The sequence below is a fragment of the Dyadobacter diqingensis genome, assembly GCF_024220585.1.
Classification (GTDB): domain Bacteria; phylum Bacteroidota; class Bacteroidia; order Cytophagales; family Spirosomataceae; genus Dyadobacter; species Dyadobacter diqingensis.
Genome location: NZ_JAMXKF010000009.1, coordinates 290,654 through 316,476, shown reverse-complemented (window position 1 = coordinate 316,476; position 25,823 = coordinate 290,654). Strand labels below are relative to the sequence as shown.

Here is a 25,823-nt window from a genome sequence, read left to right as displayed (position 1 = left end):
TGCAGAAAAGACATAAAAATCACGACAACACCAACCATCAGTATTTTTGATGTCGCTTTTGTCATTTTTTAAGAAATAAACCTGAGGGGAGTTGTTTTATTTACTCAATAAACTTTTCAGCCTGTCGTAAAAACCGGTGTCTTTGAAAGTAAATCTTTTATGCAGCACGTAATTACTGATAAAACTCAGCGTCATGCACGTCAGCTGACTGAAAAGCTTGTTAATATCAACCACTTTTACAGAAAACGGGATGACGAATTTCAATTCTCCAACCAGCAGCAACGTTAACTGGTACAACGCGTCAGAGCCGTAAACCGTGATGCAAAATGAAAGGACAGTAACCAGGAAAAACTTCACCTTTTCTCTGTGGTTCTTCGATTTATTTTTTGAGTTGAAGGCAAATATTTTTGCCAGGAAAAAGCCTGCAACAGATGCCGCCAGATAACCCAGGGTCAACGATTCGCGATAACTGATCGAAAACCAGTCCTGCGCCAACGTACCGATGATCAGCTGTATCAATGCGCCGGTAGCGGCGACAAGGAAATAGGCGAAGATATCCCGTTTGTTTAATAACTCATTTTCCATGGCGTGTGCAAGCGTACTTTATGGTGGCAATGTGATTGTAAAGGTAACAGTCTGAAATCGTATTTGTCTGAGATCATCAAATAACCTCAGACAAATACGGTCAGTTTATTTTCAGGCGATTTTTTTCGCCTTAGAGTCTGTAAGAAGCCAAAGGCCGATAAAGGTGATCAGGCCATTGATAATTAACCTCTCAAAACCGAATTTATAACCGTTGAACCATTCCACGGAATGTTCATTAATAACGTAGGTAACAACCGGCGCCACAATACAAACCAGCGGCACCCAGCGATCGATAACAGGCCGTTTCAGGAACAAGCCGAATGTAAACAATCCAAGCAAAGGGCCATAAGTGTATCCGGCAAGGTCGAAAATAGCTGTGATCACTTCCTTATTATTCATCCTGTTAAACAGAAGGATTACAAGATAAAACAATACCGAAAATCCAATGTGAACCCAGAACTTAATACTTGATCTTTTACCTTCAGGTTTCTTTTCAATCTCCATAAAATCGATACAAAATGCTGTGGTAAGCGCCGTAAGGGCCGAATCCGAACTTGCATAAGTGGCAGCGGTGATCCCTAAAAGGAACGTAATCCCCACGGCTAGTCCCAGATGGTTCAACGCCAGCAATGGGTAGAACTCATCCGTTTTTACAGGCGTTGGAATTCCTTTCGCAGATGCATATACGTAAAGCAAAGCACCCAGTGATAAAAACATGAAATTCACGATCACCAAAACAACCGTAAACCAGAACATATTCTTTTGTGCTTCACCGATATTCTTACAGGTAAGGTTTTTCTGCATAAGATCCTGATCCATGCCCGTCATCACGATTGCAATGAAAACACCGGCAAAAAACTGCTTCCAGAAATATTTCGGGTCATCAATATCCCAATAAAAAATCTTTGAATAGCCACTATCCTGAACCGTATTCCAGACATCAGAAATCCCGTGCAGGTTCAGCTCTCTTGAAACCAGTATAATCGTCAGAATTACAGCCGTTATCAGGAAGAAAGTCTGTAAGGTATCCGTTACAATGATCGTTTTCACACCACCTTTAAATGTGTAAATCCAGATCAGTAAAATGGTTATTGCAACCGCAATTTCAAAAGGAACACCCAGCGGTTTGAATAATGCGATCTGTAAAACCTGCGCGGCAACATATAAACGGACCGCAGAACCAACCGTTCTCGACAAAAGAAAAAAGGCCGAGCCGGTCTTGTATGACCAAAAACCAAAACGTTGTTCGAGATATGAATAAATCGAGATCAGGTTAAGCCGGTAGTACAGCGGCATCAGTACGGTTCCGATGATCAGATAACCTAAAATGTAACCGATAACAACCTGAAAATAGGAGAACTGGATATTGGTAACTGCGCCGGGCACTGATATAAACGTTACCCCGGATAACGAAGTACCAATCATCCCGAAAGCAACCAAATACCAGGGAGACTGGCGGTTAGCAGTAAAAAAAGTGTTCGTGTCGGCCCCACGTGATGTGTAGACTGACACGGTGATCAGCATTGCAAAATATACAATTAGGATAATTAAAGAAACGTATGGATTCATTCACCAGCGGGTTTTAAGAATAGTAGAATATTAAAAGAGGTAATAAAAGGCTTCGAATAATCTCCACTTTTGATTAGATTTGCTAAACAAACAGAAATTTGGTTGTTATGCAAGTGCTTATAGATACAGAAACAGAAATTCTGGAAAAAACGGTCGAAACCGAGCTAAAAAAACTGGTCGTTTATAACGATGACGTTAATACATTCGATTGGGTTATAGACACTTTGGTAGATGTTTGCAAACATACAAGCGAACAAGCAGAGCAGTGCACGATTATCATACACTACAAAGGAAAATGCTCTGTCAAAGAAGGTGAATTTGATGAACTGGTCGGCATGAGGAATGAAATTTGCAGAAGAGGTATTTCAGCAGAAATTCATTAATTACTAACCGTCGGTTACTTACTTTATTGCTACACATGAATTATCCGTCCCGTCTTATTGAGGATGCAGTCAGTGAAATTTCCCGACTTCCGGGAATCGGTAAGAAGACAGCGTTGCGTCTGGCATTACATTTGCTGAAACGTGATGAGCAGCAAACCCGCGGACTTTCCGAGGCGCTGATCAAAATGCGGACCCAGACCTGTTATTGCAGCCAATGCCACAATATCTCGGACGAAGCACTTTGCAATATTTGTAAGAATCCCAAGCGTGATTCTTCAATCATTTGCGTTGTTGTAGATACCCGCGACGTGCTGGCCATTGAAGCGACAAGCCAGTTCAAAGGTTTGTATCATGTTTTGGGAGGTATTATTTCACCACTCGAAGGAATCGGCCCATCGGATTTAAATATTGATTCTTTACTGAAAAGGATTGAGGAAGCACCGGCAGACGAACGCGTGCAGGAAATTATTCTCGCACTTAGCCCGACGATGGAAGGAGACACCACCGCTTTTTATTTACAAAAAAAACTAAAACCAAGCGAAGTCAGGGTAAGTACGATCGCCCGTGGGATTCCTATCGGCGGAGACCTTGAATATGCTGATGAAATAACACTTGGACGCAGTATCGTTAGCCGGGTGGCTTACGATTGATTGTTTATTTAAAAATCACAGTAACGATGAATAGAACAGATTTTTTGCGCACCCTGGCTGGCAGTACTTTGGCCGTTGGTGCAATTGCTGATTACGCATTCGCAGAAACTTCATCCGGAATATTGCTCGAAAGCGCGCCTTTCAAACAAACACCTCTATCGTACGATTTCGGTGCGCTGGAACCTAGCATAGATAAATTGACGATGGAAATACATTACGGCAAACATCATGCTGCTTATGTAAAAAACCTGAATGACGCCGTAAAAGGAACTGAATTCGAGAAAAAAACGCTTGAAGAGATCGTAAAATCAGCAGGAAAGGCTCCGGCTGCAATCCGCAACAACGGAGGCGGACACTGGAACCATACTTTCTTCTGGGACATCATGGCTCCGGGCAAAGGCGGTGCACCAAAAGGTGCCGTAGCTGACGCCATCAACGCGCAGTTCGGTTCGTTCGATAAATTTAAAGAAACATTTGGCAAGGCTGCTACCACGCGGTTCGGCTCGGGTTGGGCATGGCTTACTGCGAAAGACGGGAAACTTACTGTGAGCTCTACGCCCAATCAGGATAATCCATTGATGGATATTGCAGAATTGAAAGGAACGCCTGTTTTAGGACTGGATGTCTGGGAGCATGCTTATTACCTGCATTACCAAAACAAACGCGCCGACTATATCACAGCATTCTGGAATGTAGTAAACTGGGATAAGGTAGCGGAGAATCTGAAGAAAGCGTAAAATTTAATTAAGAATGAAGAATTGAAAATTAAGAATACTGTCCCTAATCTTACCTTATTCTTCATTCTTAATTTTTCATTCTTAATTACAATAAGTACTGATCACTTTGTAAGACGCCATATAGCCCAGTTCGCCTGATTTCGACAGATCCAGGCAGCCTTCATTCACCTCACCAAGGCTATGTTTGATAATTCCCCTGATGTAATACGCTTCCGGAAAGTTCGATTTCAATTTGATAGAGCTGCTAAAATCCAGCACCGCGCCCATCTGGTCTCCAATCGACGACTTAATCAATCCTCTTGAAAAGTAAGCATCCGAATAGGTCGGGTTCAATTCCACAGCCGTACTGATATCCAGCAAAGCTCCCTTGCTATCGCCGCTTTTTGATTTACTCACGCCACGGATGTAATAAGCCTCCGAACGCTCAGAAGTCAGATCATCAATTTTAATGTGTTCTTTGACCTGGTTCCGTAATTCGTCCAAGATTCCTTTATTAATCGGACCGGTATACTGGATTTTCTTAGGATCGGAAACATAGGTATTTTTCAGCTCGATCGCTTTTGTCAAATCAGCGATCGCACCACGTTGGTCGTTTAACTTGCTTTTAGAAAACCCGCGACCATAGTACGCTTCATAGTTTTCAGGTGCAAGTTGTAATGTTTTATCGTAGTCGGAAATAGCACCCTGATAATCCTCCACTTTATTTTTCGCAAAACCTCTTTTATCATAGTAGCTGCCTTCATTCGGACTAAGTTCGATAGCTTTTGTAAAATCAGCCGATGCTCCCTGAAAATCATTCAGCTCAATTTTAGCTGTTCCTCTTCCCGCATAAGCACCTGCCCGTTTCGGACTGATTTCAATCACGCGTGAAAAATCCGCCAGACTTCCGGCATACTCATGCAAATGCTGCTTGCAATTTCCTCTTGCGTACAATGCCGCTACATCTCCCGGATCCAGCGTCAGCGCTTTATCAAGGTCAGTCATTGCACTCCGGTGATTTTCGAGTTTGGCATAACTTACGCCACGGTTGTAGTAAGATTTTGCATCCTCAGGGCTAAGCTCGATAGATCTTGTATAATCCTGAATAGCTGCGCGGTAATCGTCCTGCATACTTTTACTTACACCACGACTTTGATAATAAAGCGCTTCCTTTGGGTTAATTTCAATCGCGCGGTCATAATCCAGGATCGCACCACGATGATCTTTCAGGTTTGCCTTGGCCAACCCTCTGTTAAAATAACTTGGGGCGTGATCAGCGTTAATTGAAACAACGACACTGTAAGCCTGAAGTGCGCCGGCGAAATCACTGGCTCTGGCCTTGTTGTTTCCTTCTTCAAAATATTCTGCTGCGGAACGTTGTCCAATGGATAGGTGTGGTAGAAATAAAACAGCAACCAGGAGTAAAAACAGAGATTGTCTTAGTTTCATGAATGTATAGTTTTTCAATACGAAGGATTTAAAATATTCAAATTTTGCATAAAAGTATTCAAATTCCGGTTGAGCACAGCAAACAGCAGATGTATTTTTTGAAGTCTTGATACAGAATTAATATCTTGGATAAAATTCCTACTTTTATAGATAGAAAAATTTCTAACTACCCCAATTTTAAACTATTACAATTTTCGCCATGGGAAGTACTCCAAAAAAAATATTGATTTTCGGTTTATCGATTCTTGCATTTATTGCTGTTTACTTCGCATTGTTTGCACCCAAAACAGATTCGCCGGAAACAGCTGAAAATACCGTATCCGATCTGCCGTCCAATTCTTCTGTCTACCTTTCCGCCCTGACTGATCTTGAAGGGAAAGCCGTAACGATGGATGAAAATAAATTGATTTTTCTGAATGTCTGGGCTACCTGGTGCGGGCCCTGCAATATGGAAATGCCGGGAATTCAAAAGTTATATAACCAGTATAAGGATCACAAAAAGGTTGACTTTTATATTGTATCCGATGAAGATGCCGAAACTGTGAACCCGTTCATTGCGAGGAAAGGTTATCAGCTTCCGTTTTACCAATTTACCGGCCCCTACCCGCCTGCGCTGGACGGCAATGCCATCCCGAGAACTTACATCATATATAAGGGTAAAATTATAGCACAGGAAACCGGCGCTTCGCAGTGGGACCGACCGGAGGTTGTTGAGCTGATCGAAAAGCAATTGGCTGAGATATAAACCTGCCATCAAAACATAAAAAAAATGCGATCCGGAAATTCCGGATCGCATTTTTTTTATGTTTTGATATCGACTATTCTACGATGAAAGTACCTTTCATCAACGCATAGTGACCTGGGAAGCTGCAAATATATGTATACGTTCCTTTTTTAGGAGCTGTAAACTCAATAGTATCGCTTTCGCCACCACCTACCAATTTGGTATGTGCGATGATGCTCGCTTCTTCAGACTTAGGAATATATTCAGTTTCTCTTGCAGCAGCTGCTTTTCCTGCAAATGCAGCAATGTCAGTACCGGTTTTAAGCAATACGAAGTTATGGCCCATTGCAGTTTTGGCAAGTTTACCAGAGTGCGTAAGTGTAAGTTTCACTTTTTGTCCTGCCTTTACCTTAATTTCTTTTACATCAAACTGCATCGCATCACTACCTTTAATCACGATAGCTTTTGCTTGCTTAACATCGCGTACTTCAGAAGTACCAAGTGATTTTGCCTGTAAAGGGCTAACAGATACCGCTCCGAAAGCCATAACTGCGGCAAGAAGCAATGCGCTGGACTTAATCATTTTCATATTAGGATATGGATAAACTTTATTGTTGAAAATTAACTGGCGCAAGTTAGTATATGGATTTATAAAAAAACAATCCATTAACAAATGTTTGAATATAAAATGTCAGAAAAGGATTTTATACTGATCACGCACGGCTTTACCAACACAAATTATCGACAAAACGACGATATAATGATTGAGATCAAGCGGGTGCATCGGTAAAGGGATCTTTTGAGACTTGGCAGACAACGCCAGAAGTGTCATTGCCAATACCACCCACAAGGCGCTCTTCTGACGGTAAGCAAGTCCAAGGCAGGACGTACAAAGCGTGACGACAATGCAAAACGGCTGGATGATCCAGCCGACATATTCTACTTTATAAAAAAGGATACTGAGAAAAAGTACAAAACCAAACAACAGTGTAGATCCCAACAGGATATTGCTTACCTGATATCGCATGATCAGACTGTAAGAGGCAACGACCAGGCAAACCGCACCTAAAGTGGTCTCAGCAACGGTTGTAACTGTATTTACGAATCCGAGACTTTCCCACCCTGCAAATACCAGCAATTCAATACCGGCATTCAATGATATACTCAACAAAAAAATGCCCCATAATAAACGACTCTGCAAGTTCTGAGACTTGAAATACTTCAAAAAGACAAAGACACCTGCTGTGCATAAAACAAGATTGGAAAAGATATGGGAATTCGTCAGTATATTCATGGGCAATTTTAAACATTATCGATAAAGCAATTTACAAATTATAGTTTCATTTTGCTACTTCGTGCTTTTCGTCCTACTTTTACCAAAAAAACTGATTTACCAACATGAGCGTTTTAGTTAATAAAAATTCTAAGATTATAGTTCAGGGATTTACGGGTTCTGAGGGTTCTTTTCATGCCCAGCAAATGATCGAATACGGAACTAATGTAGTTGGCGGTGTAACGCCAGGCAAAGGAGGACTTTACCACCTTGACAGACCTGTATTCAATACAGTAGATCAGGCTGTCCGTAATACAGGAGCTGATGTAGCGATTATATTTGTACCACCAGCTTTTGCTGCTGATGCTATTATGGAAGCTGCTGACGCAGGTATTGGCGTAATCGTTTGTATTACCGAGGGCATTCCTACCAAAGATATGATGCAGGCAAAGCAATATATTAAAGGTAAAAACACCCGCCTGATCGGCCCAAACTGTCCGGGTATTATTACTGCCGAAGAGTGTAAAGTAGGTATCATGCCAGGCTTTATCTTCAAAAAAGGAACTGTGGGTATCGTTTCAAAATCCGGAACATTAACTTACGAAGCCGTAGATCAGCTTTCACGTGCAGGTCTTGGACAAACAACAGCGATCGGTATCGGTGGTGACCCGATCATCGGAACAACAACGAAAGAAGCTGTTGAATTACTTATGAACGACCCTGAAACAGAGGCGATTGTAATGATCGGTGAAATCGGTGGAAGCATGGAAGCTGACGCTGCAAACTATATCAAAGAAAGCGGTAACCTTAAACCTGTTGTAGGTTTTATCGCTGGTAAAACGGCTCCGAAAGGTCGTCGTATGGGTCACGCTGGTGCAATCATCGGTGGCGCTGACGATACAGCAGAAGCTAAAATCCGTATCATGGAAGAATCCGGTATCTTCGTTGCAGAATCTCCTGCATTGATCGGCGAAACCATGCTTAAGGCATTAGGAAGAAAATAATTACAATATTTTAATATCTTATGAAAGGGCTGGGGAAACCCCGCCCTTTCTTGTAGCAATGAAGTCAATTCATTCACTGCTTTTTTTAGTCGTTATTACGGCATCCCTTTTCGCCGGCACAGTTGCACGGGGCGCCGACAAGGCATTGCCACCCGGGCAATTTTTCCCTGTTTATGACTATCAGAATGACTGGCTTGTTTACAGCGGCCAGTATAAAAACTATGTCCCTTTCTCCAAAGGAATTAATGAAGGCACCCGTTCAGTAAGTTTGTACGTCGATTTGCTTAAAAACCGCCGGTATTTTCTTCTCTTAAAGGCCGAAAATGAAAGTTATCTTTTTCTGGAAGGTGCGCTTCAGAAAAAAATAAACAAAGGTGAGTGGCTCGAACTGAGCGTTGACAGTCTTTTCAGGATATACAAAAAAGAAGAATTATTGCTTTCAATCTACGGAAATTCGGGGATTGAAGATAAAACCGCACTGATCTGTCATAAGAAACAGGCCGACGCCGTAGGCATTCTTGAGAAGGCCGCTTCCACACTGATCAATATAAAACCAATTAATTTTTCACCATTTGGTAATTTTTCAGTCATTGCCATGTTAATTATTCTCATACTAAATGTATGGATATTTAACCTTAATCCGCTTGCTTTTTCGAGAGTGATCAACCCGTTGGAATTTTTCAATAATGATCCCCGGGAGCAACTTTCAAAATTAAATAAACCATACAGCAACAATGTCATATTTCTGGTCATCATTGTATCCATGCTGATGGGTTTTACCCTGATATTTTTTGCACATAATAAGCTAAATCTGTTTTCAGTCTCCTCCATTTTGTCCGAAGAATCTAACGTTTTGGAGTTTCTTGCAGATTTTTTTATTCTTTCCACGATCTTTTTTCTCCTGACTTACGGGAAGTACGTTTTCATGGTTTTGGTCGGCCAAATGCTCAATCTTGACAAGCTAGTCGATACGCTGTTCCTAAAAATAATACAATCTTCGTACTTCTTTTATGTTGCCTTGTTTCTTCTTGTTTTTATGCTAAGTACGAACAATGCAATGTGGCTCGTTCCGCTGCGTCCTTACATAATGTTTCCCTTCCTGATTTTCTATGTGATCCGGTTCGTTACGCTTTATGTTGTGACTAAGCCTCCCGCATCATTTATTAATCTCTATTTATTTTCGTACCTTTGCGTCATCGAAATAATCCCGTTGATTATCGGCATAAAGTTCGCTATTTAAGTTTCAGGGATCATTTTGAAATTAAACTAATGAGAATTATACATGAGTGAGACCATCAAATTTGATCAGGATCGGCTCAAAAAGGTTACCAGTATTCTGGTAAGCCAATCCAGGCCGGCCGACGAAAATTCACCTTATTTTGAGATAGCTAAGAAGTATGGTATTAAAGTGGATTTTCGGCCATTTATCCAGATAGACGGAGTCTCTTACAAAGAGTTTCGTAAACAAAAGATTAATATCCTGGATCACACGGCAGTGATTTTCACAAGTCGTAATGCCATTGACCATTTCTTCAGAATTTGTGCTGAAGGACGCATAGAAGTTCCGGCTACTATGAAATATTTCTGTATATCAGAGCAGACAGCCAACTATCTGCAGAAATATATTGTGATTCGTAAACGCAAAATTTTTAACGGTACAAAAACAGCTGTTGAGCTGATTGAACTGATCCGCAAACACAAGAAAGAAAAATTCTTATATCCTTGTTCGGATGTCCGTAAAAACGAAATTCCTGAATTTGCGGATACAGAAGAATTTCAGTTTACAGAAGCCACTATGTATCAGACAGTTTCCTCAGATCTTTCCGATCTTGAAGATGTGTATTATGATATCATAGCCTTTTTTAGTCCTTCGGGAATAAAATCACTGTTTGACAACTTCCCTGATTTCAAACAAAACGTCACGCGTATAGCTGCTTTTGGGCCAACAACAGCCAAAGCAGTAGAGGATGCAGGTTTAATTCTTGACATTCAGGCACCTTTGCCGAATGCACCTTCCATGACCGGTGCACTGGAGTTATACATCCGCAAGGCGAATAATATTTAGCATAATCTTACTTACTAAAAAGGCCGAGAAATTTTCCCGGCCTTTTTTATTATTATGTCAATTTTTTTCGTGAATATGCGTTATTGAAATAAACCTCTGAAGCACTCAAGTGTTCTTTAAACAAAATCTATACGCATGACCTTGACGTTTATCTACCGTAACACACCATGGAGCTGTTTAGTAGGTATAATATTATTTATATCTCATAGTGCGTCCGCTCAAAAAGATGCGCAATTCAGTTTATTTTCCTTAAACCAACTTTATCTTAACCCGGCTGCTGCCGGTGCGGACGGACTTACCAAATTCCAGCTTACACACCGTTCACAATATGTTGGCTATCAGTCGACAAATGAAGATGAAGGCGGCGCACTTTCGACGCAAATGTTTTCTTTCAGTATGCCGGTTAAAAATTTCGGGATAGGTTTTTATGCCCTGAACGACAAAAGCGGCCCGCGTAATGACCAGGATTTCAAATTATCTGCCTCTTATCACTTCCCGTTAGCCGGAGGAAATCTGCATATCGGAGCCAGTGCAGGCCTTTTCAGACAGTCGCTTGATTATGGAAAACTCCGCGCGCGTGACCCGGACGATCCTTTGATTCAAACCGGAACAATCTCGGAAATAAATCCTGATTTTACAGTGGGTGTGCGTTATGTTGCCGATGCCTTCTACGTTGGCGCATCATTAAATCACCTGCTTGAACCTAAATATAAACTGGGTTCAGAAACCGCCTCTAATCCATTGCCAAAAACAGTATACCTGAATGCCGGAGTGAACATTGAACTGGGTTATCTACTTGACGTACAACCTATTGTTCTCGTAAAGTCTGACATATCGACCGTTTCTGTTGAAGGAGGTGCAACAGTAACTTACAACAAGCGTTATTGGGCTGGCGCCACATACAGACAGCAAGACACCTACTTTATCATCATGGGTGGTATATATTTACTCCCCGACCAATCGTTACGTTTATCAGGCGCTTATGATATGGTTATCGGGGGAAATAAGGCTAAATCACCGTCTTCTTTCGAAGTTATGTTGTCTTACGCACTGCCTTCACCAAAATTTGGAAAGAAAACGATTATCCGTACTCCAAGGTTCAGATTTTGAGCCGTAAACTAAAAAGTTAGCCACTCAACGTATCACCATTATATCCAATCAAAAAGCGAAACATTGCTATTTGATCAAATAATCGGCATTTATTTTCTCATTTTTTTAAAAATACGGTTAGTCACATGTCGTTCAGTTTGCAAAACTTTGATTTATATTTGTAAAATTTTCGAGTGCTATACCAACAACCATCATTCTTACGTTAAGTCGAATAAAATGAATAAGGTTAACTCAGGCTTCTTTTAAGTCTGCCGAAACTCGCTGTGGAATTCATTTTTGGTTGCCGTTACTTTTGTTTTTATTTTAAGTATACTATATATTAATCGATTGACGTTTTTAGGCTAACATTTATTCTTTCAAATATCAAAAACCACTATGAATGTTAAAGTGATCTATCGGGATGGAGTCAAAAGTTTGCTTTTGATAGCTGCTCTTATGCTGATGCAAAGTTGCGGGTTTATCAAAAATAAATTTGGCAAGGGAGGAAAAGAAGACGTCGGTATTTCGAACGGGGAAATTACGGCGACTGCGCGTAAAGGTTTTAAACAAACCACACCTGCCGGAATGGTGATGATACCTTCTGGATCTTTTACCATGGGGCAGGCGGATGAAGATATTGCTTCGTCCATGAATAACATGAACAGACGCGTGACGATCAGTTCCTTCTTTATGGATGACACCGAGATCACGAATAATGAATATCGTCAATTTGTCAATGCACTTCTTGTGGACTCGGTTTCAGTGCTGGGTGAGGAAGAAATTATGACAAAATATTATCCTGACACAACTGCCTGGAAAAAAGACTTCGCTTATTCCAACGGAGATCCGTTTGTTGAATATTACTATCAGCACCCTGGCTTTGATACTTATCCTGTGGTAGGAGTAAGCTGGTTAGGCGCTCAGTATTTCGCAAAATGGCGTACAAACCTTTACCACGACTATCAGAACAAAGAAGGTATGTTCAACTCAACAGCCTTCCGTCTTCCTAGCGAAGCTGAGTGGGAATGGGCAGCCCGTGGCGGACGTGCAGTAGCAAAATATCCATGGGGTAATCCTTACACGATGAATACAAAAGGATGTTTCCTTGCCAACTTTAAACCACAACGTGGTAACTACGATGCCGACGGCTATCCTTACACTGGCCCGGCCAATGCCTATAACCCGAATGACTTTGGTTTATACAACATGGCAGGAAACGTAGCAGAATGGACATTGGATGCCTTCACCGACAATGCAACTGCCATTGTTTGGGATATGAACCCAAGATATGATAATCCGGACGAGCCTCGGAAAGTTGTGAAAGGCGGATCATGGAAAGATGTTGCTTACTTCCTTCAAACAGGAACACGTACCTTCGAATACGAAACAGAACGCAGAGCTTTTATCGGCTTCCGTTGTGTGATGGACAATGTTAACGGCCGCGCCGGTGGACGTGCCCGTCGCTAAAAAATCTTACGCAAAGAAGATGCAGTACCAATTCGCTGCGCCTTCTTTGCGTCATCATTTTAACAATTCAACAAATTTTTATTAATCACTATTCACTATAACCGATTTCAATTCGTATGGCTAAGAGTAACGGATCTAGTTTTTTATGGGATAAACTAGTACCAACAATATACAGCGCGGGTGCTGCAGTTGTTATTTTAGGAGCTTTATTTAAAATCCAGCACTGGGACGGAGGAAGTGAAATGCTTACGTTGGGTCTTGGAACAGAAGTTGGTATTTTCTTATTATATGCACTACAAACTATTACACAATCTACCAATTCTGACCCGGATTGGACACGCGTTTATCCGGAACTAGCTGACGACTATAACGGTCCTGCTATCAACCGTGGCGTTTCTGCATCAGGAAGTGGCATCACTGCCAAATTGGATAACATGCTGGACAACGCAAAAATTTCTCCGGATGTATTTGACAGCTTAGGAAAAGGTTTTAAAACGCTTTCTGACACAGTTGGTAAAATCACAGACTTGACAGACGCAACAGTAGCAACAAATGATTACGCGAAAAACGTGAAATCAGCATCGGTTGCTATGACGGATATGAACAAGTCTTATGGTGTTGCGATCACAGCAATGAGCTCTATGGCTGACGCTACCAAAGATGCGCAGTCGTACCGTGACCAGTTTCAGCAGATTACTAAAAACATGGGTGCTTTGAATGCTGTTTATGAACTTGAACTTCAGGACACGACAAAACACCTTAAAGCAATGAACGCATTCTACGGTAACCTTACTGCTGCTATGGAAAACATGGCTGACGCTACCAAAGAATCACAGGTGTTTAAAACTGAGATGTCGAAACTTACAACCAACATCTCTTCTCTAAACGGTATTTATGGTAACATGCTGAGCGCAATGCGTGGTAATGCATAATCCAGACGAACGGAGTTATAAACCCAGCAGGCGATTCAAGCTTGTTATCTAAACAAATTAATCACTGATAACTGATTACTGAACAATATGGCAGGTGGAAAAGAAACACCCCGTCAGAAGATGATTGGAATGATGTATCTGGTTCTTACAGCGATGCTCGCATTGCAGGTAAGTTCAGCCATTATAGAAAAATTCATGCTACTGAACAATTCCTTGGAACTTTCACAAGGAGCAGCCAATAAAATAAACCAGGAAACCGTACTTAAAATTAAAGCTGCTGTTGAAAAATCGGGAAGCCGTGCTGCGGACGTAGCGGTATTAAAACAAGCTGATGAAGTACGGAAAAATTCGGCTACTATAATCAATGAAATCAATGCTCTCAAACAGGAAATCGTCACCAATGCTGGTGGAGGATTAAATGAGCAGGGAGGAATTAAAAATCCACAGGAAGAAGGAAAGGTTGCGGAGTTGATGATCGGTGGTCAAAAGAACGGAAAAGCTTACAAACTGAAACAAAGTCTGAACAGCTATACGGATCAATTGAGCCAGGTTACCCCAACTAAATTCCAGTCTCTTGCTTTGGACGGAAAAGATGATCCGATCACTAAAACGAGTGTGGATCAAAAAAATAAGGATTTTGCCGAGTTGAATTTTGCGCAAACTCCGGTTGCCGCTGCCCTGGCCGTTTTAAGCCAGAAGCAAACAGACATCCGCAGAATGGAAAGTGAAGTATTGAGCTACCTTGCAAGTAAAGTAGGTGCAGCCGATATTAAATTTGACAGAATTCTTGCGATGATCAGTGCTGATGCAAAAACAGTTGTTGCGGGTACTAAATTCAAAGGAGATATGTTTATCGCGGCATCTGCCAGCGGTATCACACCACGCATGAGCCTTAACGGCGCAGGCGTAAAAGTTGAAAATGGTGTTGGTAAAATAGAATTCACTGCACAAGGCGGAGGTTACAATGCAGAAGGTATTGTACGTCGTGAATTGTCAGGATCTATCTCCTTCCCTACTCCATCGGGACGTGACACCACAGTTAACCTGAAACAGGAATATTTTGTAGTTAAACCTACTTATCAGATTGAAACAGGAACTTTACCTCCATTGTACCTGGGTTGCGCGAATAAGTTAAGTATTCAAAGCCCTGCGCTGGGCGCTCTTTGGGCTCCTAGCTTTTCAACAGATGGCGGCGAGATCATTAATAGTGGCCAGAAAGGTAAATTTACCATTGTACCTAACAGAGCACAGTTAAACCTGACGGTAAGCAACCAGGGTAACGTTTTGGGAACTGAGCCTTTCCGCGTGAGACTTGTGCCAAAGCCATCGATCGAAATCCGTGTAAACGGAACACCTGTTGATGAACGCAGAGGTATTGCAGCCACAGCGGCAAGAAGTGTACAGGTTGTTGCGGTATCAGACGAAAGCTTCAAAACTTTCTCTCCTGAAGATGCAAGATTCCGTGTTTCACAAATCCAGGTTTCACTGGCGAGAGGCCCGAGACGTATCGGAAATCCGATCACTTTGGGTGGTGGAGGATCAATTTCTTCACTTGCACAACAAGCGCAGCCAGGTGATCGTTATGTGATCGAAGTCTTGAAAGTAGAGCGTCAAAATTTCAAAGGAAATGTTAACGAAGTAGAGATGGGTCAGCAGATCAGATCTATATCTCTAAACTAATCAAGACTTTACAATTGCTGATTGGATAAGATAAAAATATAAGCAATGAGAAGAATGAACGGAAAAACAATTGCATGGTCAATATTGTCCCTTACGATGGGCACTACCATGGTATTTGCTCAGGAGAAGGAAGACTCTACCGCCAATCAATTTTCGTCACATCCAATCAGTGATGGTGATGTGATGATGAAAAGAACCTTGTGGAGAAGAGTGGATCTTAAAGAGAAACAGAATACTGCAATGTTCTCAAAAAATAATGAGATCACGAGATACCTTTTGGAAGCTGCAAAAGCCGGTTTGATTGAGGCTTATGCAAATGACTCTTGTACGACGAAACTGACAGGAGATCAGATCCACAAGAAAATGCTTATTCCAAACCAGACAGCTGGCTTTTCCGCAGAAGAAATTGCTGCCGGATTTGGTACACCTGCTGCCGGTGACGGATTTGCAGATAAACCAAAAGTTGATCCTGCGAAAAAATCTGAGAAGGTAACTGCTGATGATGGATGGGGTGCTCCTTCGAAAAAAACAGCTGCCGCAGAAGATGACGGATGGGGAGCTCCGAAACCAAAAAAATCAACTAAAAAAGGAGCAAAACCTGTGAAGGAAGAGCCACCGGTAGTTGAAGCAATACCGGTTGATACTTTCCAGCTAGCTGCAACTTCTGCCATCGAGGAAGAATATTTCCCGGATCAGATCAGTCTGATGGAAGTAAAAGAAGACTGGACATTCGATAAAAAGCGTTCACGTTTGTACATGGATATCCAAACTTTAACACTTCTGATTCCTTCGGATCAAAATGCTGCAACAGGGATAGAAATGCCGGTTGCGTCATTCCGATACAAAGATGTTGAGCGTTTGTTCCGCAGTGATCCAAAGAAATATATCTGGTATAACTCGCATAACACAGCGCAAAACAAAAATCTTGCAGACGCCTTTGATTTACGATTGTTTTACGGACGTATCACCAAGTACTCAAACGCATCGGATAAGTCATTTTTAGATATTTACAAAGGAGACAAAGAAGCCCTTATTAAATCGCTCAACTACGAGCAGGAGTTAATGGAGCTTGAACACGGTCTTTGGGAGTATTAAAAAAGATATAGTGTAAAGAGAAATGGCCAAGATTATTCCTATGGGAAATAAATCTTGGCCATTTCTCTTTTACATTATTAGCCCCTCACTTTCGTCCTGTCGGCGCATCTTTGTAAGGAAATCTATAATAAGGTTCAAAAATATATTCCCTCCAAAACCAGAATTTTAACGGGTTTATAGAGAAGGTACGATACAACACAGTTTACAATTAAAAAGTCCTGAAACCATCAAACCGATCTGGATTTAATGATTTCAGGACTATTAATAAAGCTTTTATCCCCTATTACTTCTTCTTAAATACCGCTGCTTTTTTAACATCAGCAGCCGTCAAGCCCAAAGCCTTAATCGTTTCTTCATAGTTGTTCCAGTTAATTTCAGACGATCTCCTCGCTCCCAGGTCTGGAAGTAAAACCACTCGGATATCATCAAAACTTCTTACCGGTGCAGTTGCTAACCCCTCCGAATTACCTGTTGTAAAAATATCTACAAAAAATACACCACTATCGACTCCATGAACAAAGGTAAATCCACTTGCTTTATTACCTGTAAATTGAACACTGCCAGGAAGTGGCCACCATACACCTAACGATTTGGCATACACTAAAACGGCAACGCCACTATCATAAAATGACGCTTCGTCGGTCGTTAAGCTATCCACAAGCCCGAAGGATAAGTCCCCGTTTGTACCAGCGCCAGTTACGGCTCCGGTTGTCAAAATGATGGCCGAAGACCCGCCAGTCGCATCCTCTCCTGCCGGTCCCGTCGCCCCAGTTGCTCCTGTATCACCTTTTGCACCGACCGGTCCTACTGCCCCATCGTCACCTTTACAACTTACCAACAATGCCACAAAGCATACACATATTCCAAATAATAGTTTTTTTAACATGACTGTAAAAGTTTAAGAATGAGAAATAGATATAAAGTAAAAAGATTGAATTTATATGGTATACGCCGTAAACCGGGAAAATGATGAACTGGCGGCATATTATTTTAAAAACAGTCGAAAAAACTAACTATCCAACTTTTTATTCAGAGATTCTATGCCGGCATCAATGGGTTTGTAGGTTGCATATTCTTCCAATAAATCCTTGTTGGCTTCCGGCAGACGCATATCTACCTTCCAGTTCATCGTAGCCGCCAGCTGGAACATCATTAGCTGTACCTGGTTGGTTGCAATCCTGGGCAAATCACTTTGAAGCGCCTTTTCATTCATGGTTTGTTTCGCTTCATTCAGGATCGAAGTATAGTCGTCGCTCTGAAAGCGGTTTAGCCACCCCTGCTCTATATCGTAAAATTTATAATCGGTATCCATGGAAAGGACTTCCGGCTCGGGAAAAAAATCAATCACCATCTTCCGCTCAGCGCCCTCCATGTGATAGCGCAGTTTCCCGAAATCATATCCTACCAAAACTTTCGCCTTCGCGATGACCAGTGCTTTCTTTTTATCCTTGATTAAATTCCAGATGTTTTTGTCGTGCTGATAATTATAAATTTCGGTGAAGTAACCTTCCGCCATCACGACCTTGAAAACCTTTTCGATTCTTTCCAGTAAAACAGTCGCTTCCCTTTCCGGTTCAGAGCGTGTCAAATGCCGGCCCGCTAAAAAATAATATGCGCCTGCGCCCAGGCTTCCTCCCAGCAGCAATGATAAAATAAAAAAAAGTAGTGTGCTCATGTCCATGATGTGTATTTTTGTGTTTACTAAAATCACATAAAAAGTCCAGAATGCCAAACAGCCAGGCAAAATACCTGATTACCATCGCCGGCCCAACGGCCGTCGGAAAAACTGAACTTGCTATACGGCTTGCCCAGGCTTTTAATACAGAAATTATCTCGGCCGATTCCCGGCAGATCTTCCGTGAATTATCAATCGGCACCGCGAAACCGGATGAAAATGAATTGCAACAGGCCAAACATCACTTTATCAATTCGCATTCCATAACTGAATCTTACAGTGCAGGAGATTTTGAGCGTGACGCCCTTTCTCTGCTCGAAGTTCTTTTTAAAGAGCACGACCAAGTAATCATGACTGGTGGGTCTGGCTTGTACATTAAGGCTGTTTGTGAGGGACTGGATGCTCTTCCTGCTCCAAAGGAAGGTCTTCGGCAACTATTAACCGATCGCCTTTTAAATGAAGGATTATTAACCTTGCAGGATGAGATCAGGAAAATTGATCTGGATTTTTCGGCAACAAAAGAAATTCACAATCCGCAACGGGTTGTACGTGCGCTGGAAGTCTTTCAGACAACAGGTATCCCGATTTCCCAATATCAGCAAAAAAATATCCAGAAAAGGCCTTTCAGGCAAATACTGATTGCACTGGACCGGGATCGTGCTTCTTTGTACCACCGGATCGATTCCCGTATGGACAGCATGCTTAACCAGGGCTTGGTTGACGAAGCCAAAAGTGTGATTGCATACCGCGATTGTCACGCGCTGCAAACGGTGGGTTATAAAGAGGTGTATGGATTCCTTGACGGACTCTATCACGAGCAGGAAATGGTGCGGCTCTTAAAGCAAAATTCCAGAAGGTATGCCAAACGTCAGTTAACCTGGTTCCGGCATCAGGGAGATTTCAAGTGGTTTCAGGCAAATGAATTTGACCAAATCCTTTCCTATATAAAAGAAGAAACCGGATCTCACTAGTATCGGTGTGATAACTAATGAGATCCGGTTTCAATATCGGCAGCCTAAGCTTCTTCTTCCAGTTCTCTGTAAGCAAGAATTCCACCCAAAACATTACGAACATTGGTAAAGCCCAATGATTCAAGATATTTTTGAGCCTTTCCGCTTCTTGCACCTGAACGGCAATGGATGATTATTTCAGAATCTTTCAACGGTTCAAGCTCCGCTACGTGATCCGGTAACTCTGCAAGTGGAATCAGGATTGCACCCAGATTATCTTCTTCAAATTCATGTTCTTCACGTACGTCATAGAAATTCAATTCTTCACCGTTGTCCAGACGTTCTTTCAATTCTTCTACTGTAATATCCATGATTATTAAGTTATATAATTCGGTTTTAAGGTCTATTTTACTATCAACATTTTTTGCGCGAAAGAACGTTTCCCATCCGATGCTTTAAATATATACATGCCATCGACAAGATCACTTACAGAGGCTGACTGACTCCCGGTTTCAGGCGTTATTGTTTTTACCAGATTCCCCTGCAAAGCATAAATTTCTATTTTTTTAACGTAACTGCTTTTCCAGTTAATTACGCCCTTGTTAGGATTTGGGAAGAAATAAGCGTTGTTATCAATCGCCGGCTCATTGCCGGTAACCACACCGGTCGCTTTCCCTCCCATGTACGGACGGATCATGATGCTGCCTTTTAAACTTGTTTCCTTCACCCATTCATTACTCAGATTGAAAAATACGTTTTCCTTTCCAAGTAAAGAATTCCTGTCAAATCCTATACTCAATGGCTGCTCATTAATCTGGATCCATCCTACGTAAAAGGTATCGGTAACGGCAACCGGGCTATCGAACGCATACTGAATAAAACCATCTCTTTGCTCCGGATACCGGGCCGCAACCGACTTTTGAACGAGTACCTGATCAGGTTTCCCGTTTTTGTTATTCCACACCTGAATGGTAAAAGCCTGTCCTGAAATATCCTTGTTGAAAGGTACAATCGACATATTCAGACCGGCCAGTGTATCGGGTTTTGCAAGTACAAAACGCTGTACGACGCGCGCCAGTCTCTGACTGATCTGCACACCATACTCGGCAGTACCGTCATCATAAGCATAATAATCACTCAAAACAGTCCGGGCGCGCACTGTGTCATTTCTTCTTAAATCAACAGACGGAATTGTTGTCGTGTTCTGATCTGATGTGTTCAGCCAAAATGTAAGTTTAAGCTTTAATTCCTTAAGGGCAGTATTTTGTGGGATTTTCGGAGAAAGCGCTACCCTTTTCGTCTGCACCACATTCCCGCCAATAACTTCCGTACTGTCTGATTTGAACGTTTGGTACACTTCCCTGGTCAAATCATCTTCAATTCTAAGGCTATACGTTGTCAGGTTTAGCTTATTTGAGAAATTGTAAATATTCGTCTCTACCTGCGCAGCCGTTGCCAGTGCTGGATTAACCCAATACTGTTTCAATGGCATGGACGTATATTTTTTCAAAAAGGAAGTGAGCGGCGTTCTTACAGCAAGATCCACCACATACCGGTCATTGGCAGATCGCCCTTTGTTCAGATAAATATAGTCCAGATGCCAGGTATCGTAACCCCCTGAACGTTTGCCATAGGCTCTGAAACGAAATTGAAAACCATCGTAAAAAAAATCAGGCTTCTTTACCGCGATCAGTTTCTGCGTAAACAATGTATCGTACACCAAGCCTTTCTGCGCCCACATGAAGGTCCACTGGTTGTTTTTATCCAGAAATTCAAGCGTTAAACTGTCGTCACTATCCGGTAATTCTCCCAACCCTTTGGCAAGCCAGTGAAAGCTCAGATAAACCGAATCAGCGGGCGATAATCCCGCCAGATTGATAGGTACCGACGTTAGTGTATCCGCCAAGCCTGAGGACAGCTGATTTAAATATTCATAGGGTGTTCCACTGGCATTTAAGCCGTCGAACGTTACCATGTTCACAGATGGCTGCGTGGTTGCCATCGTATTGTTAACATAAACACCGCCACCCGGCATCCACAAAGTTGCATCGGGATATCGGGTCGTGGTTGTAGAAAAATCGTCAAAAAACGGCAGACTTCGTGATGCCTGGATTCTGGCTGATTGCAGATCCGGGCTTTCGGCATACGAATTAGTACCTATGGGAACAAGTTTAATTTGCCCATAAGCCTTACCAAACTGAAAAACGGTCAGCAGTAATAAGGTTGTCGTCCAAAATTTAAAATTCTTTTCAATGTCTGATTTAAGGTTGTGTGCTGTCTTCATTTGAGGCATTTGGTTCCGCGCCCGCGGGTACAACCCACAGGTCAATTACATCGCCGATACGAACTTTATTGCCTGATTCAGGATTTTGTCGCACCACGCTGCCGGGAGCCTGGCCTTCCTCAGCCGCAACTTCCATCACCTGACCAACCTTTAACCCTGCACCGACAATCTGGATTTTGGCTTCATCCAGGGGCATTCCAATAACAGAAGGTAACTCAAACTGTGCCGTTCCCAATCCCTCACCCAATTCAAGATCAATTTTTGATCCTTTGGCAATCGGTTGTCCGGGCAATATTTCAGCACCTTTATACATTTGTCGCAAAACAGCATTTTGTGCCATATCCGGAACATAAGAAATGGTCCCTTCTTCAAGTCCAAGGCTCTTAAGCTGCATCTGCGCACTTCTATACGTCATGTCGGTCAGCTTCGGCATTTTGATAAGCGGCGCTGTTAGAGAAACAACGGTCACGTATATTTTTCTACCTTCTTTAACCTTTGCACCAGGTTTTGGATATTGCTGAATCACCGTCAAAGGAGGCATATTGGCTACATATGCCGAATCGACCTCGTAACGCAAATCTCTCGCGTCCAGGAAATCTTCCAGTTCACTCAGATTTTTCTTACGCAAATCAGGCACGGTGATCGCCTCCCCGTGATTGGTCGTAAACGGTAAATAGATAAAGAAAAAGCCTAGAAAAAATACCAGTATGAGTGATACTACAATGCCTATATGTATGAAAAGATCCTTACGGGATTGTGTGCTAATTTTTGCCATGGAAATACATGATGCGGGTAATTTCTTAAAAACGGTAAAAATAGAAGGAATATTTCAAGATGCAAATAACCTATGCGGTATGTGCGCCAAGAATCCTCTGTATATATTTCCCCAGAATATCGAATTCGAGGTTTATGGTATCGCCTTCCTGTAACTGGTGAAAATTTGTAAACGAATGCGTGTACGGTATAATGGTAACCCGGAAGGCATTTTTTTCTGAATTAAAAACGGTAAGACTTACCCCATTGATACAGATCGAGCCTTTTTCGACCGTCACATTACCCAGTGAAGCGTCATATTCGAAATCATATAACCAGCTTCCGTCTCTTTCCTCCACGCGCGTACACGTACCTACCTGGTCTACATGCCCTTGTACAATATGCCCGTCGAAGCGACCGTTTGCCGGCATACAACGTTCCAGATTTACTTTACTGCCTTCTGCCAGCTTGCCAAGATTGGTCTTTTTCAAAGTTTCCTCCACAGCCGTAACCTGATAAGTATCTTCCCTGATTGATACAACGGTAAGGCAAACACCATTGTGGTTCAGACTCTGATCAATTTTCAGTTCCGGGGTCAGCGTCGAACGTAATGTGAAAGTTTTGTTCGTACCTTCTGTTTCAACTTTAATAACCTCTCCTATTGTTTCTACAATACCTGTAAACATCCTGCAAAAAATGAATTGATTTCTCCCGTAAATGTACAACTTCTTTGCACACCTTTTTGTTGCGGCAAGCCCTATTCCTATTATTTACTTCCCTTATAGCTTTTCAATCCCATATAGTTTACGAACTTTGTGCCGGTTAACGGGCATTCGCCTTTCCCTGTACCCAAGTTTGTTTAAACAGTTTGAGCCTTAGTATCCTATTTTAATGAAAAAAGTATTATTTATTGATCGCGACGGAACGATTATCGTCGAGCCACCAACAGATTTTCAGGTTGATTCTCTTGAAAAATTAGAGTTTTTACCAAAAGCCATTTCCAATCTTCGCAAAATAGCGGAAGAAACGGATTACGAATTGGTAATGGTAACCAACCAGGACGGACTTGGAACAAGTTCTTTCCCTGAGGATACTTTCTGGCCGGCGCAAAATAAAATGCTTCAGACATTAAAAGGAGAAAACATTGAATTTGCAGCAATTCACGTAGACAGAAGTTTTCCGGAAGATAACCTTCCTACCAGAAAACCTGGAACCGGATTATTGCAGTCCTACTTTTCGGATGAATATGACCTGGCAAACAGTTATGTAATCGGAGACCGCCTTACGGATGTCCAGCTGGCCGTCAACCTGGGTTCAAAAGCCATTTTCATTGGTTCAGAACTTGCCAAAGACGGTGTTTCCGATGCTATGAGCGCAGCCGTTTCTTTTGTTTCACAAGACTGGGATGCTATTTATGAACATCTGAAATTACCGGCACGAAAAGCCTCTGTCGAAAGAAATACCAAGGAAACGCAGATCAAAATTGAACTAAACCTGGACGGAAGCGGAAGATCTGACATTCACACCGGACTTGGATTTTATGATCATATGCTTGACCAGCTTGCGCGCCATTCAGGAGCCGACCTTACGATTCATGTCGAAGGAGATTTGCATATCGACGAACACCATACCATTGAAGACACGGCTCTGGCACTGGGCGAAGCCTACCGGATTGCTATCGGCGACAAACGCGGTATCAGCCGTTATGGATTCCTGCTTCCGATGGATGAAGCGCTCGCACAGGTTGCGATCGATTTCTCGGGCCGTCCGTGGCTGGTATGGGATGCAGAATTTAAAAGAGAGAAAATTGGCGAAATGCCGACAGAAATGTTCTACCATTTCTTCAAATCTTTTTCTGACACATCGTTATCAAACCTGAACATCAAAGTTGAAGGACAAAACGAACACCATAAAATTGAATCGATCTTCAAAGGTTTTGCAAAAGCGATAAAAATGGCGGTTCGCCGTGACCTTAAAGCACTTGATTTTATGCCTTCTACGAAAGGGGTTTTATAATTTTTTTATAGTGAGCGGGTAAGGCGTTAGCTTTTTTTCTTTATTTTTGCCCACATTCAATCAGGACCTAATCAGATATCATCATGTTTATGACAATCGTTATGATAGCTTTTTACGTTGTTCTTTTAACTTCTGCTTTTTTGGTAGGACGTTGGTTAGAGAACCACGAGAAAAGTTACAAACCTTGAATATAAAAAGAGGAGTTTTACACTCCTCTTTTTTTTGAACCGTTCATCAAGTAAGGTTTTGTAAAAAAATATCAATTCTATAATTTTGATATACCAATAGAGAAGTGCCGAACGTTTTGGCTGTGTTCTCTGTTTATCCTAACACTAACCATTATCTTTTGCGTTTTGTTTAAAACTCTTTGCCTGATATTGCTAACGACCTTCCTCATCTGTAAAGCCACAGATGTTGCAAGTCTTCTGTTGGCTAAGGATAAAGCAAAGGTTGTTTGCGACTCCGGCACTTGCGATAATGAAAATACCGAAGAAACCGAAAAGATGATCGATGATCAGCTCATGATCGTACCACATCTTTCTTTCAGTAAAATAACGGTTTCAGTCATTCTAAAAACTGCGTTTTCCTACACCGTAGTTTATGAAAACGAGATATACAGAAATCTCGTATCACCCCCACCCGAACTAGCCTAAGTTATCTTATCGATTTTTTGAACTGACATTTTTTATGCCAGGCAGGATTATGTCCCATTTCGTCACGAACTGGCACTATTCCTTTTGATTTCAGCGTACATGCTGTTAAATTTTTTCAACCGATAAATATAATTTAGACCATCATGATTAATTCATATAGAGAGCTTTTCAGCAACAACAAAAAATGGGTAGAGGAAACAACAAACCAAAATCCTGATTTCTTCAAGAATCTTGCTGCGGGGCAATCACCTCAGTTTCTATGGATCGGCTGCTCCGACAGTCGTGTTCCTGCCAATGAAATTACGGGGACTATGCCCGGAGACATATTTGTGCACCGCAACATTGCCAACATGGTGATCCATACCGACATCAGTATGCTTAGCGTACTCGATTATGCGGTTAATGTGCTGCAAGTGAAACATATCATTGTTTGTGGTCATTATGGCTGTGGCGGTGTTAATACAGCGATGGGAAATAAGCAGGTTGGTCTTATCGATAACTGGCTGCGCCATATCAAAGACGTATACCGCCTGCATCAGACTGAGTTGAACGCAATTGAAGATCCTGCAAAAAGAAGCAACAGGCTGGTAGAATTGAACGTGCAGGAGCAGGTTCATGATTTAACCAAAACCTCAATTGTTCAGAATGCCTGGGCAAATGGAAAGCCTCTTCAGGTTCACGGACTTGTATATGACATCGCAAACGGTATTCTTAAAGATCTCGACATTACAGTTGAAGATACGCACGAAATCGAAGGCGTATACAAGTTGGAAACGGTGGACGTATAATTCTAAAATATTAAGTAACCGTA

The 25,823-nt window shown here is 41.9% G+C and carries 27 protein-coding genes; 16 read left to right on the top strand and 11 right to left on the bottom strand.

Going from position 1 to position 25,823, the window contains the following annotated elements; all coding sequences use genetic code 11:
* Positions 1-96: 96 nt before the first annotated feature.
* The gene (locus M1L62_RS22985; RefSeq protein WP_254561974.1) at positions 97-585 is read right to left on the bottom strand and encodes a GtrA family protein; all 489 of its coding nucleotides are present in this window, start codon (positions 583-585) and stop codon (positions 97-99) included.
* A 111-nt stretch (positions 586-696) separates the two neighbouring features.
* Entirely contained in the window at positions 697-2,154 is a 1,458-nt protein-coding gene (locus tag M1L62_RS22980; protein WP_254561973.1) for a sodium:solute symporter, read from the bottom strand.
* A 107-nt stretch (positions 2,155-2,261) separates the two neighbouring features.
* On the opposite strand from M1L62_RS22980, the gene M1L62_RS22975 reads away from it, so the two are divergent.
* The 3 genes from M1L62_RS22975 to M1L62_RS22965 are packed head-to-tail and all read left to right on the top strand — an operon-like array spanning position 2,262 to position 3,924.
* On the top strand, positions 2,262-2,537 hold the full coding sequence (locus M1L62_RS22975) for an ATP-dependent Clp protease adaptor ClpS (protein WP_254561972.1): 276 nt from the start codon (positions 2,262-2,264) through the stop codon (positions 2,535-2,537).
* A 35-nt stretch (positions 2,538-2,572) separates the two neighbouring features.
* Positions 2,573-3,187: a recombination mediator RecR gene (gene recR, locus M1L62_RS22970; RefSeq protein ID WP_254561971.1), complete on the top strand. Its 615-nt coding sequence runs from the start codon at positions 2,573-2,575 to the stop codon at positions 3,185-3,187.
* Positions 3,188-3,213: 26 nt separating this feature from the next.
* Positions 3,214-3,924 (top strand): superoxide dismutase, encoded by a 711-nt coding sequence (locus tag M1L62_RS22965; RefSeq protein ID WP_254561970.1) that lies wholly within the window; start codon positions 3,214-3,216, stop codon positions 3,922-3,924.
* A gap of 81 nt (positions 3,925-4,005) precedes the next feature.
* Here M1L62_RS22965 and M1L62_RS22960 read toward each other — a convergent pair whose 3' ends face one another.
* Positions 4,006-5,352 (bottom strand): tetratricopeptide repeat protein, encoded by a 1,347-nt coding sequence (locus M1L62_RS22960; protein ID WP_254561969.1) that lies wholly within the window; start codon positions 5,350-5,352, stop codon positions 4,006-4,008.
* Between the two features lie 199 nt (positions 5,353-5,551).
* Here M1L62_RS22960 and M1L62_RS22955 point away from each other — a divergent pair, with 199 nt between their 5' ends.
* Entirely contained in the window at positions 5,552-6,097 is a 546-nt protein-coding gene (locus tag M1L62_RS22955) for a TlpA family protein disulfide reductase (RefSeq protein ID WP_254561968.1), read from the top strand.
* Positions 6,098-6,170: 73 nt separating this feature from the next.
* Here the strand turns inward: M1L62_RS22955 and azu are convergent, their stop codons facing one another.
* The gene (gene azu / locus M1L62_RS22950) at positions 6,171-6,743 is read right to left on the bottom strand and encodes an azurin (RefSeq protein ID WP_254561967.1); all 573 of its coding nucleotides are present in this window, start codon (positions 6,741-6,743) and stop codon (positions 6,171-6,173) included.
* A gap of 24 nt (positions 6,744-6,767) precedes the next feature.
* Positions 6,768-7,370 carry a hypothetical protein gene (locus tag M1L62_RS22945; protein ID WP_254561966.1) on the bottom strand — a complete coding sequence of 201 codons (603 nt, stop codon included), beginning with the start codon at positions 7,368-7,370 and terminating at the stop codon, positions 6,768-6,770.
* Between the two features lie 104 nt (positions 7,371-7,474).
* Between M1L62_RS22945 and sucD the strand changes: the two genes are divergently transcribed.
* The 8 genes from sucD to porN all read left to right on the top strand — a co-directional run bounded on the left by sucD (position 7,475) and on the right by porN (position 16,681).
* On the top strand, positions 7,475-8,353 hold the full coding sequence (gene sucD, locus M1L62_RS22940) for a succinate--CoA ligase subunit alpha (RefSeq protein WP_254561965.1): 879 nt from the start codon (positions 7,475-7,477) through the stop codon (positions 8,351-8,353).
* Between the two features lie 58 nt (positions 8,354-8,411).
* Positions 8,412-9,593 carry a DUF4271 domain-containing protein gene (locus M1L62_RS22935; RefSeq protein ID WP_254561964.1) on the top strand — a complete coding sequence of 394 codons (1,182 nt, stop codon included), beginning with the start codon at positions 8,412-8,414 and terminating at the stop codon, positions 9,591-9,593.
* Positions 9,594-9,635: 42 nt separating this feature from the next.
* On the top strand, positions 9,636-10,418 hold the full coding sequence (locus tag M1L62_RS22930) for a uroporphyrinogen-III synthase (protein WP_254561963.1): 783 nt from the start codon (positions 9,636-9,638) through the stop codon (positions 10,416-10,418).
* Between the two features lie 135 nt (positions 10,419-10,553).
* Complete coding sequence (locus M1L62_RS22925; protein ID WP_254561962.1) at positions 10,554-11,528, top strand: PorP/SprF family type IX secretion system membrane protein; 975 nt, start codon at positions 10,554-10,556, stop codon at positions 11,526-11,528.
* Positions 11,529-11,903: 375 nt separating this feature from the next.
* Complete coding sequence (porK, locus tag M1L62_RS22920) at positions 11,904-12,974, top strand: T9SS ring complex lipoprotein PorK/GldK (protein ID WP_254561961.1); 1,071 nt, start codon at positions 11,904-11,906, stop codon at positions 12,972-12,974.
* A 116-nt stretch (positions 12,975-13,090) separates the two neighbouring features.
* Complete coding sequence (porL, locus tag M1L62_RS22915; protein WP_254561960.1) at positions 13,091-13,906, top strand: type IX secretion system motor protein PorL/GldL; 816 nt, start codon at positions 13,091-13,093, stop codon at positions 13,904-13,906.
* 87 nt (positions 13,907-13,993) lie between these two features.
* The gene (gene porM / locus M1L62_RS22910) at positions 13,994-15,586 is read left to right on the top strand and encodes a type IX secretion system motor protein PorM/GldM (RefSeq protein ID WP_254561959.1); all 1,593 of its coding nucleotides are present in this window, start codon (positions 13,994-13,996) and stop codon (positions 15,584-15,586) included.
* 54 nt (positions 15,587-15,640) lie between these two features.
* A complete protein-coding gene (gene porN, locus M1L62_RS22905; protein WP_254562019.1) occupies positions 15,641-16,681 on the top strand; it encodes a type IX secretion system ring subunit PorN/GldN in 1,041 nt (346 codons plus the stop codon).
* A 283-nt stretch (positions 16,682-16,964) separates the two neighbouring features.
* On the opposite strand, the gene M1L62_RS22900 is transcribed toward porN, so the two are convergent.
* Positions 16,965-17,567, bottom strand: a complete 603-nt coding sequence (locus tag M1L62_RS22900; RefSeq protein ID WP_254561958.1) for a hypothetical protein — start codon at positions 17,565-17,567, stop codon at positions 16,965-16,967.
* A 123-nt stretch (positions 17,568-17,690) separates the two neighbouring features.
* A complete protein-coding gene (locus M1L62_RS22895) occupies positions 17,691-18,356 on the bottom strand; it encodes a DUF4230 domain-containing protein (RefSeq protein ID WP_310589999.1) in 666 nt (221 codons plus the stop codon).
* A gap of 50 nt (positions 18,357-18,406) precedes the next feature.
* Between M1L62_RS22895 and miaA the strand changes: the two genes are divergently transcribed.
* Positions 18,407-19,327, top strand: a complete 921-nt coding sequence (gene miaA / locus M1L62_RS22890) for a tRNA (adenosine(37)-N6)-dimethylallyltransferase MiaA (RefSeq protein ID WP_254561956.1) — start codon at positions 18,407-18,409, stop codon at positions 19,325-19,327.
* A gap of 44 nt (positions 19,328-19,371) precedes the next feature.
* Here the strand turns inward: miaA and M1L62_RS22885 are convergent, their stop codons facing one another.
* The 4 genes from M1L62_RS22885 to M1L62_RS22870 all read right to left on the bottom strand — a co-directional run bounded on the left by M1L62_RS22885 (position 19,372) and on the right by M1L62_RS22870 (position 23,029).
* Positions 19,372-19,677 (bottom strand): rhodanese-like domain-containing protein, encoded by a 306-nt coding sequence (locus M1L62_RS22885; RefSeq protein ID WP_254561955.1) that lies wholly within the window; start codon positions 19,675-19,677, stop codon positions 19,372-19,374.
* Between the two features lie 32 nt (positions 19,678-19,709).
* Positions 19,710-21,590 carry a T9SS type A sorting domain-containing protein gene (locus M1L62_RS22880; RefSeq protein WP_254561954.1) on the bottom strand — a complete coding sequence of 627 codons (1,881 nt, stop codon included), beginning with the start codon at positions 21,588-21,590 and terminating at the stop codon, positions 19,710-19,712.
* Positions 21,568-22,365: a PASTA domain-containing protein gene (locus M1L62_RS22875; protein ID WP_254561953.1), complete on the bottom strand. Its 798-nt coding sequence runs from the start codon at positions 22,363-22,365 to the stop codon at positions 21,568-21,570. Before M1L62_RS22875 ends, M1L62_RS22880 begins: the two co-directional genes overlap by 23 nt.
* Before the next feature lie 70 nt (positions 22,366-22,435).
* Positions 22,436-23,029: a riboflavin synthase gene (locus tag M1L62_RS22870; RefSeq protein WP_254561952.1), complete on the bottom strand. Its 594-nt coding sequence runs from the start codon at positions 23,027-23,029 to the stop codon at positions 22,436-22,438.
* A gap of 205 nt (positions 23,030-23,234) precedes the next feature.
* Here M1L62_RS22870 and hisB point away from each other — a divergent pair, with 205 nt between their 5' ends.
* The 3 genes from hisB (at position 23,235) to can (ending at position 25,800) form a co-directional block, all read left to right on the top strand.
* Positions 23,235-24,359 carry a bifunctional histidinol-phosphatase/imidazoleglycerol-phosphate dehydratase HisB gene (gene hisB, locus M1L62_RS22865; RefSeq protein WP_254561951.1) on the top strand — a complete coding sequence of 375 codons (1,125 nt, stop codon included), beginning with the start codon at positions 23,235-23,237 and terminating at the stop codon, positions 24,357-24,359.
* Positions 24,360-24,736: 377 nt separating this feature from the next.
* Positions 24,737-25,012: a hypothetical protein gene (locus M1L62_RS22860; RefSeq protein WP_254561950.1), complete on the top strand. Its 276-nt coding sequence runs from the start codon at positions 24,737-24,739 to the stop codon at positions 25,010-25,012.
* A 143-nt stretch (positions 25,013-25,155) separates the two neighbouring features.
* The gene (can, locus tag M1L62_RS22855) at positions 25,156-25,800 is read left to right on the top strand and encodes a carbonate dehydratase (protein ID WP_254561949.1); all 645 of its coding nucleotides are present in this window, start codon (positions 25,156-25,158) and stop codon (positions 25,798-25,800) included.
* The last annotated feature ends 23 nt before the right edge of the window (positions 25,801-25,823 follow it).

Coding starts and splice junctions, on each gene's coding strand:
- M1L62_RS22985 (WP_254561974.1), bottom strand. CDS start 585: ATGGAAAATGAGTTATTAAACAAACGGGATATCTTCGCCTATTTCCTT.
- M1L62_RS22980 (WP_254561973.1), bottom strand. CDS start 2,154: ATGAATCCATACGTTTCTTTAATTATCCTAATTGTATATTTTGCAATG.
- M1L62_RS22975 (WP_254561972.1), top strand. CDS start 2,262: ATGCAAGTGCTTATAGATACAGAAACAGAAATTCTGGAAAAAACGGTC.
- recR (WP_254561971.1), top strand. CDS start 2,573: ATGAATTATCCGTCCCGTCTTATTGAGGATGCAGTCAGTGAAATTTCC.
- M1L62_RS22965 (WP_254561970.1), top strand. CDS start 3,214: ATGAATAGAACAGATTTTTTGCGCACCCTGGCTGGCAGTACTTTGGCC.
- M1L62_RS22960 (WP_254561969.1), bottom strand. CDS start 5,352: ATGAAACTAAGACAATCTCTGTTTTTACTCCTGGTTGCTGTTTTATTT.
- M1L62_RS22955 (WP_254561968.1), top strand. CDS start 5,552: ATGGGAAGTACTCCAAAAAAAATATTGATTTTCGGTTTATCGATTCTT.
- azu (WP_254561967.1), bottom strand. CDS start 6,743: ATGGATTGTTTTTTTATAAATCCATATACTAACTTGCGCCAGTTAATT.
- M1L62_RS22945 (WP_254561966.1), bottom strand. CDS start 7,370: ATGAATATACTGACGAATTCCCATATCTTTTCCAATCTTGTTTTATGC.
- sucD (WP_254561965.1), top strand. CDS start 7,475: ATGAGCGTTTTAGTTAATAAAAATTCTAAGATTATAGTTCAGGGATTT.
- M1L62_RS22935 (WP_254561964.1), top strand. CDS start 8,412: ATGAAGTCAATTCATTCACTGCTTTTTTTAGTCGTTATTACGGCATCC.
- M1L62_RS22930 (WP_254561963.1), top strand. CDS start 9,636: ATGAGTGAGACCATCAAATTTGATCAGGATCGGCTCAAAAAGGTTACC.
- M1L62_RS22925 (WP_254561962.1), top strand. CDS start 10,554: ATGACCTTGACGTTTATCTACCGTAACACACCATGGAGCTGTTTAGTA.
- porK (WP_254561961.1), top strand. CDS start 11,904: ATGAATGTTAAAGTGATCTATCGGGATGGAGTCAAAAGTTTGCTTTTG.
- porL (WP_254561960.1), top strand. CDS start 13,091: ATGGCTAAGAGTAACGGATCTAGTTTTTTATGGGATAAACTAGTACCA.
- porM (WP_254561959.1), top strand. CDS start 13,994: ATGGCAGGTGGAAAAGAAACACCCCGTCAGAAGATGATTGGAATGATG.
- porN (WP_254562019.1), top strand. CDS start 15,641: ATGAACGGAAAAACAATTGCATGGTCAATATTGTCCCTTACGATGGGC.
- M1L62_RS22900 (WP_254561958.1), bottom strand. CDS start 17,567: ATGTTAAAAAAACTATTATTTGGAATATGTGTATGCTTTGTGGCATTG.
- M1L62_RS22895 (WP_310589999.1), bottom strand. CDS start 18,356: ATGAGCACACTACTTTTTTTTATTTTATCATTGCTGCTGGGAGGAAGC.
- miaA (WP_254561956.1), top strand. CDS start 18,407: ATGCCAAACAGCCAGGCAAAATACCTGATTACCATCGCCGGCCCAACG.
- M1L62_RS22885 (WP_254561955.1), bottom strand. CDS start 19,677: ATGGATATTACAGTAGAAGAATTGAAAGAACGTCTGGACAACGGTGAA.
- M1L62_RS22880 (WP_254561954.1), bottom strand. CDS start 21,590: ATGAAGACAGCACACAACCTTAAATCAGACATTGAAAAGAATTTTAAA.
- M1L62_RS22875 (WP_254561953.1), bottom strand. CDS start 22,365: ATGGCAAAAATTAGCACACAATCCCGTAAGGATCTTTTCATACATATA.
- M1L62_RS22870 (WP_254561952.1), bottom strand. CDS start 23,029: ATGTTTACAGGTATTGTAGAAACAATAGGAGAGGTTATTAAAGTTGAA.
- hisB (WP_254561951.1), top strand. CDS start 23,235: ATGAAAAAAGTATTATTTATTGATCGCGACGGAACGATTATCGTCGAG.
- can (WP_254561949.1), top strand. CDS start 25,156: ATGATTAATTCATATAGAGAGCTTTTCAGCAACAACAAAAAATGGGTA.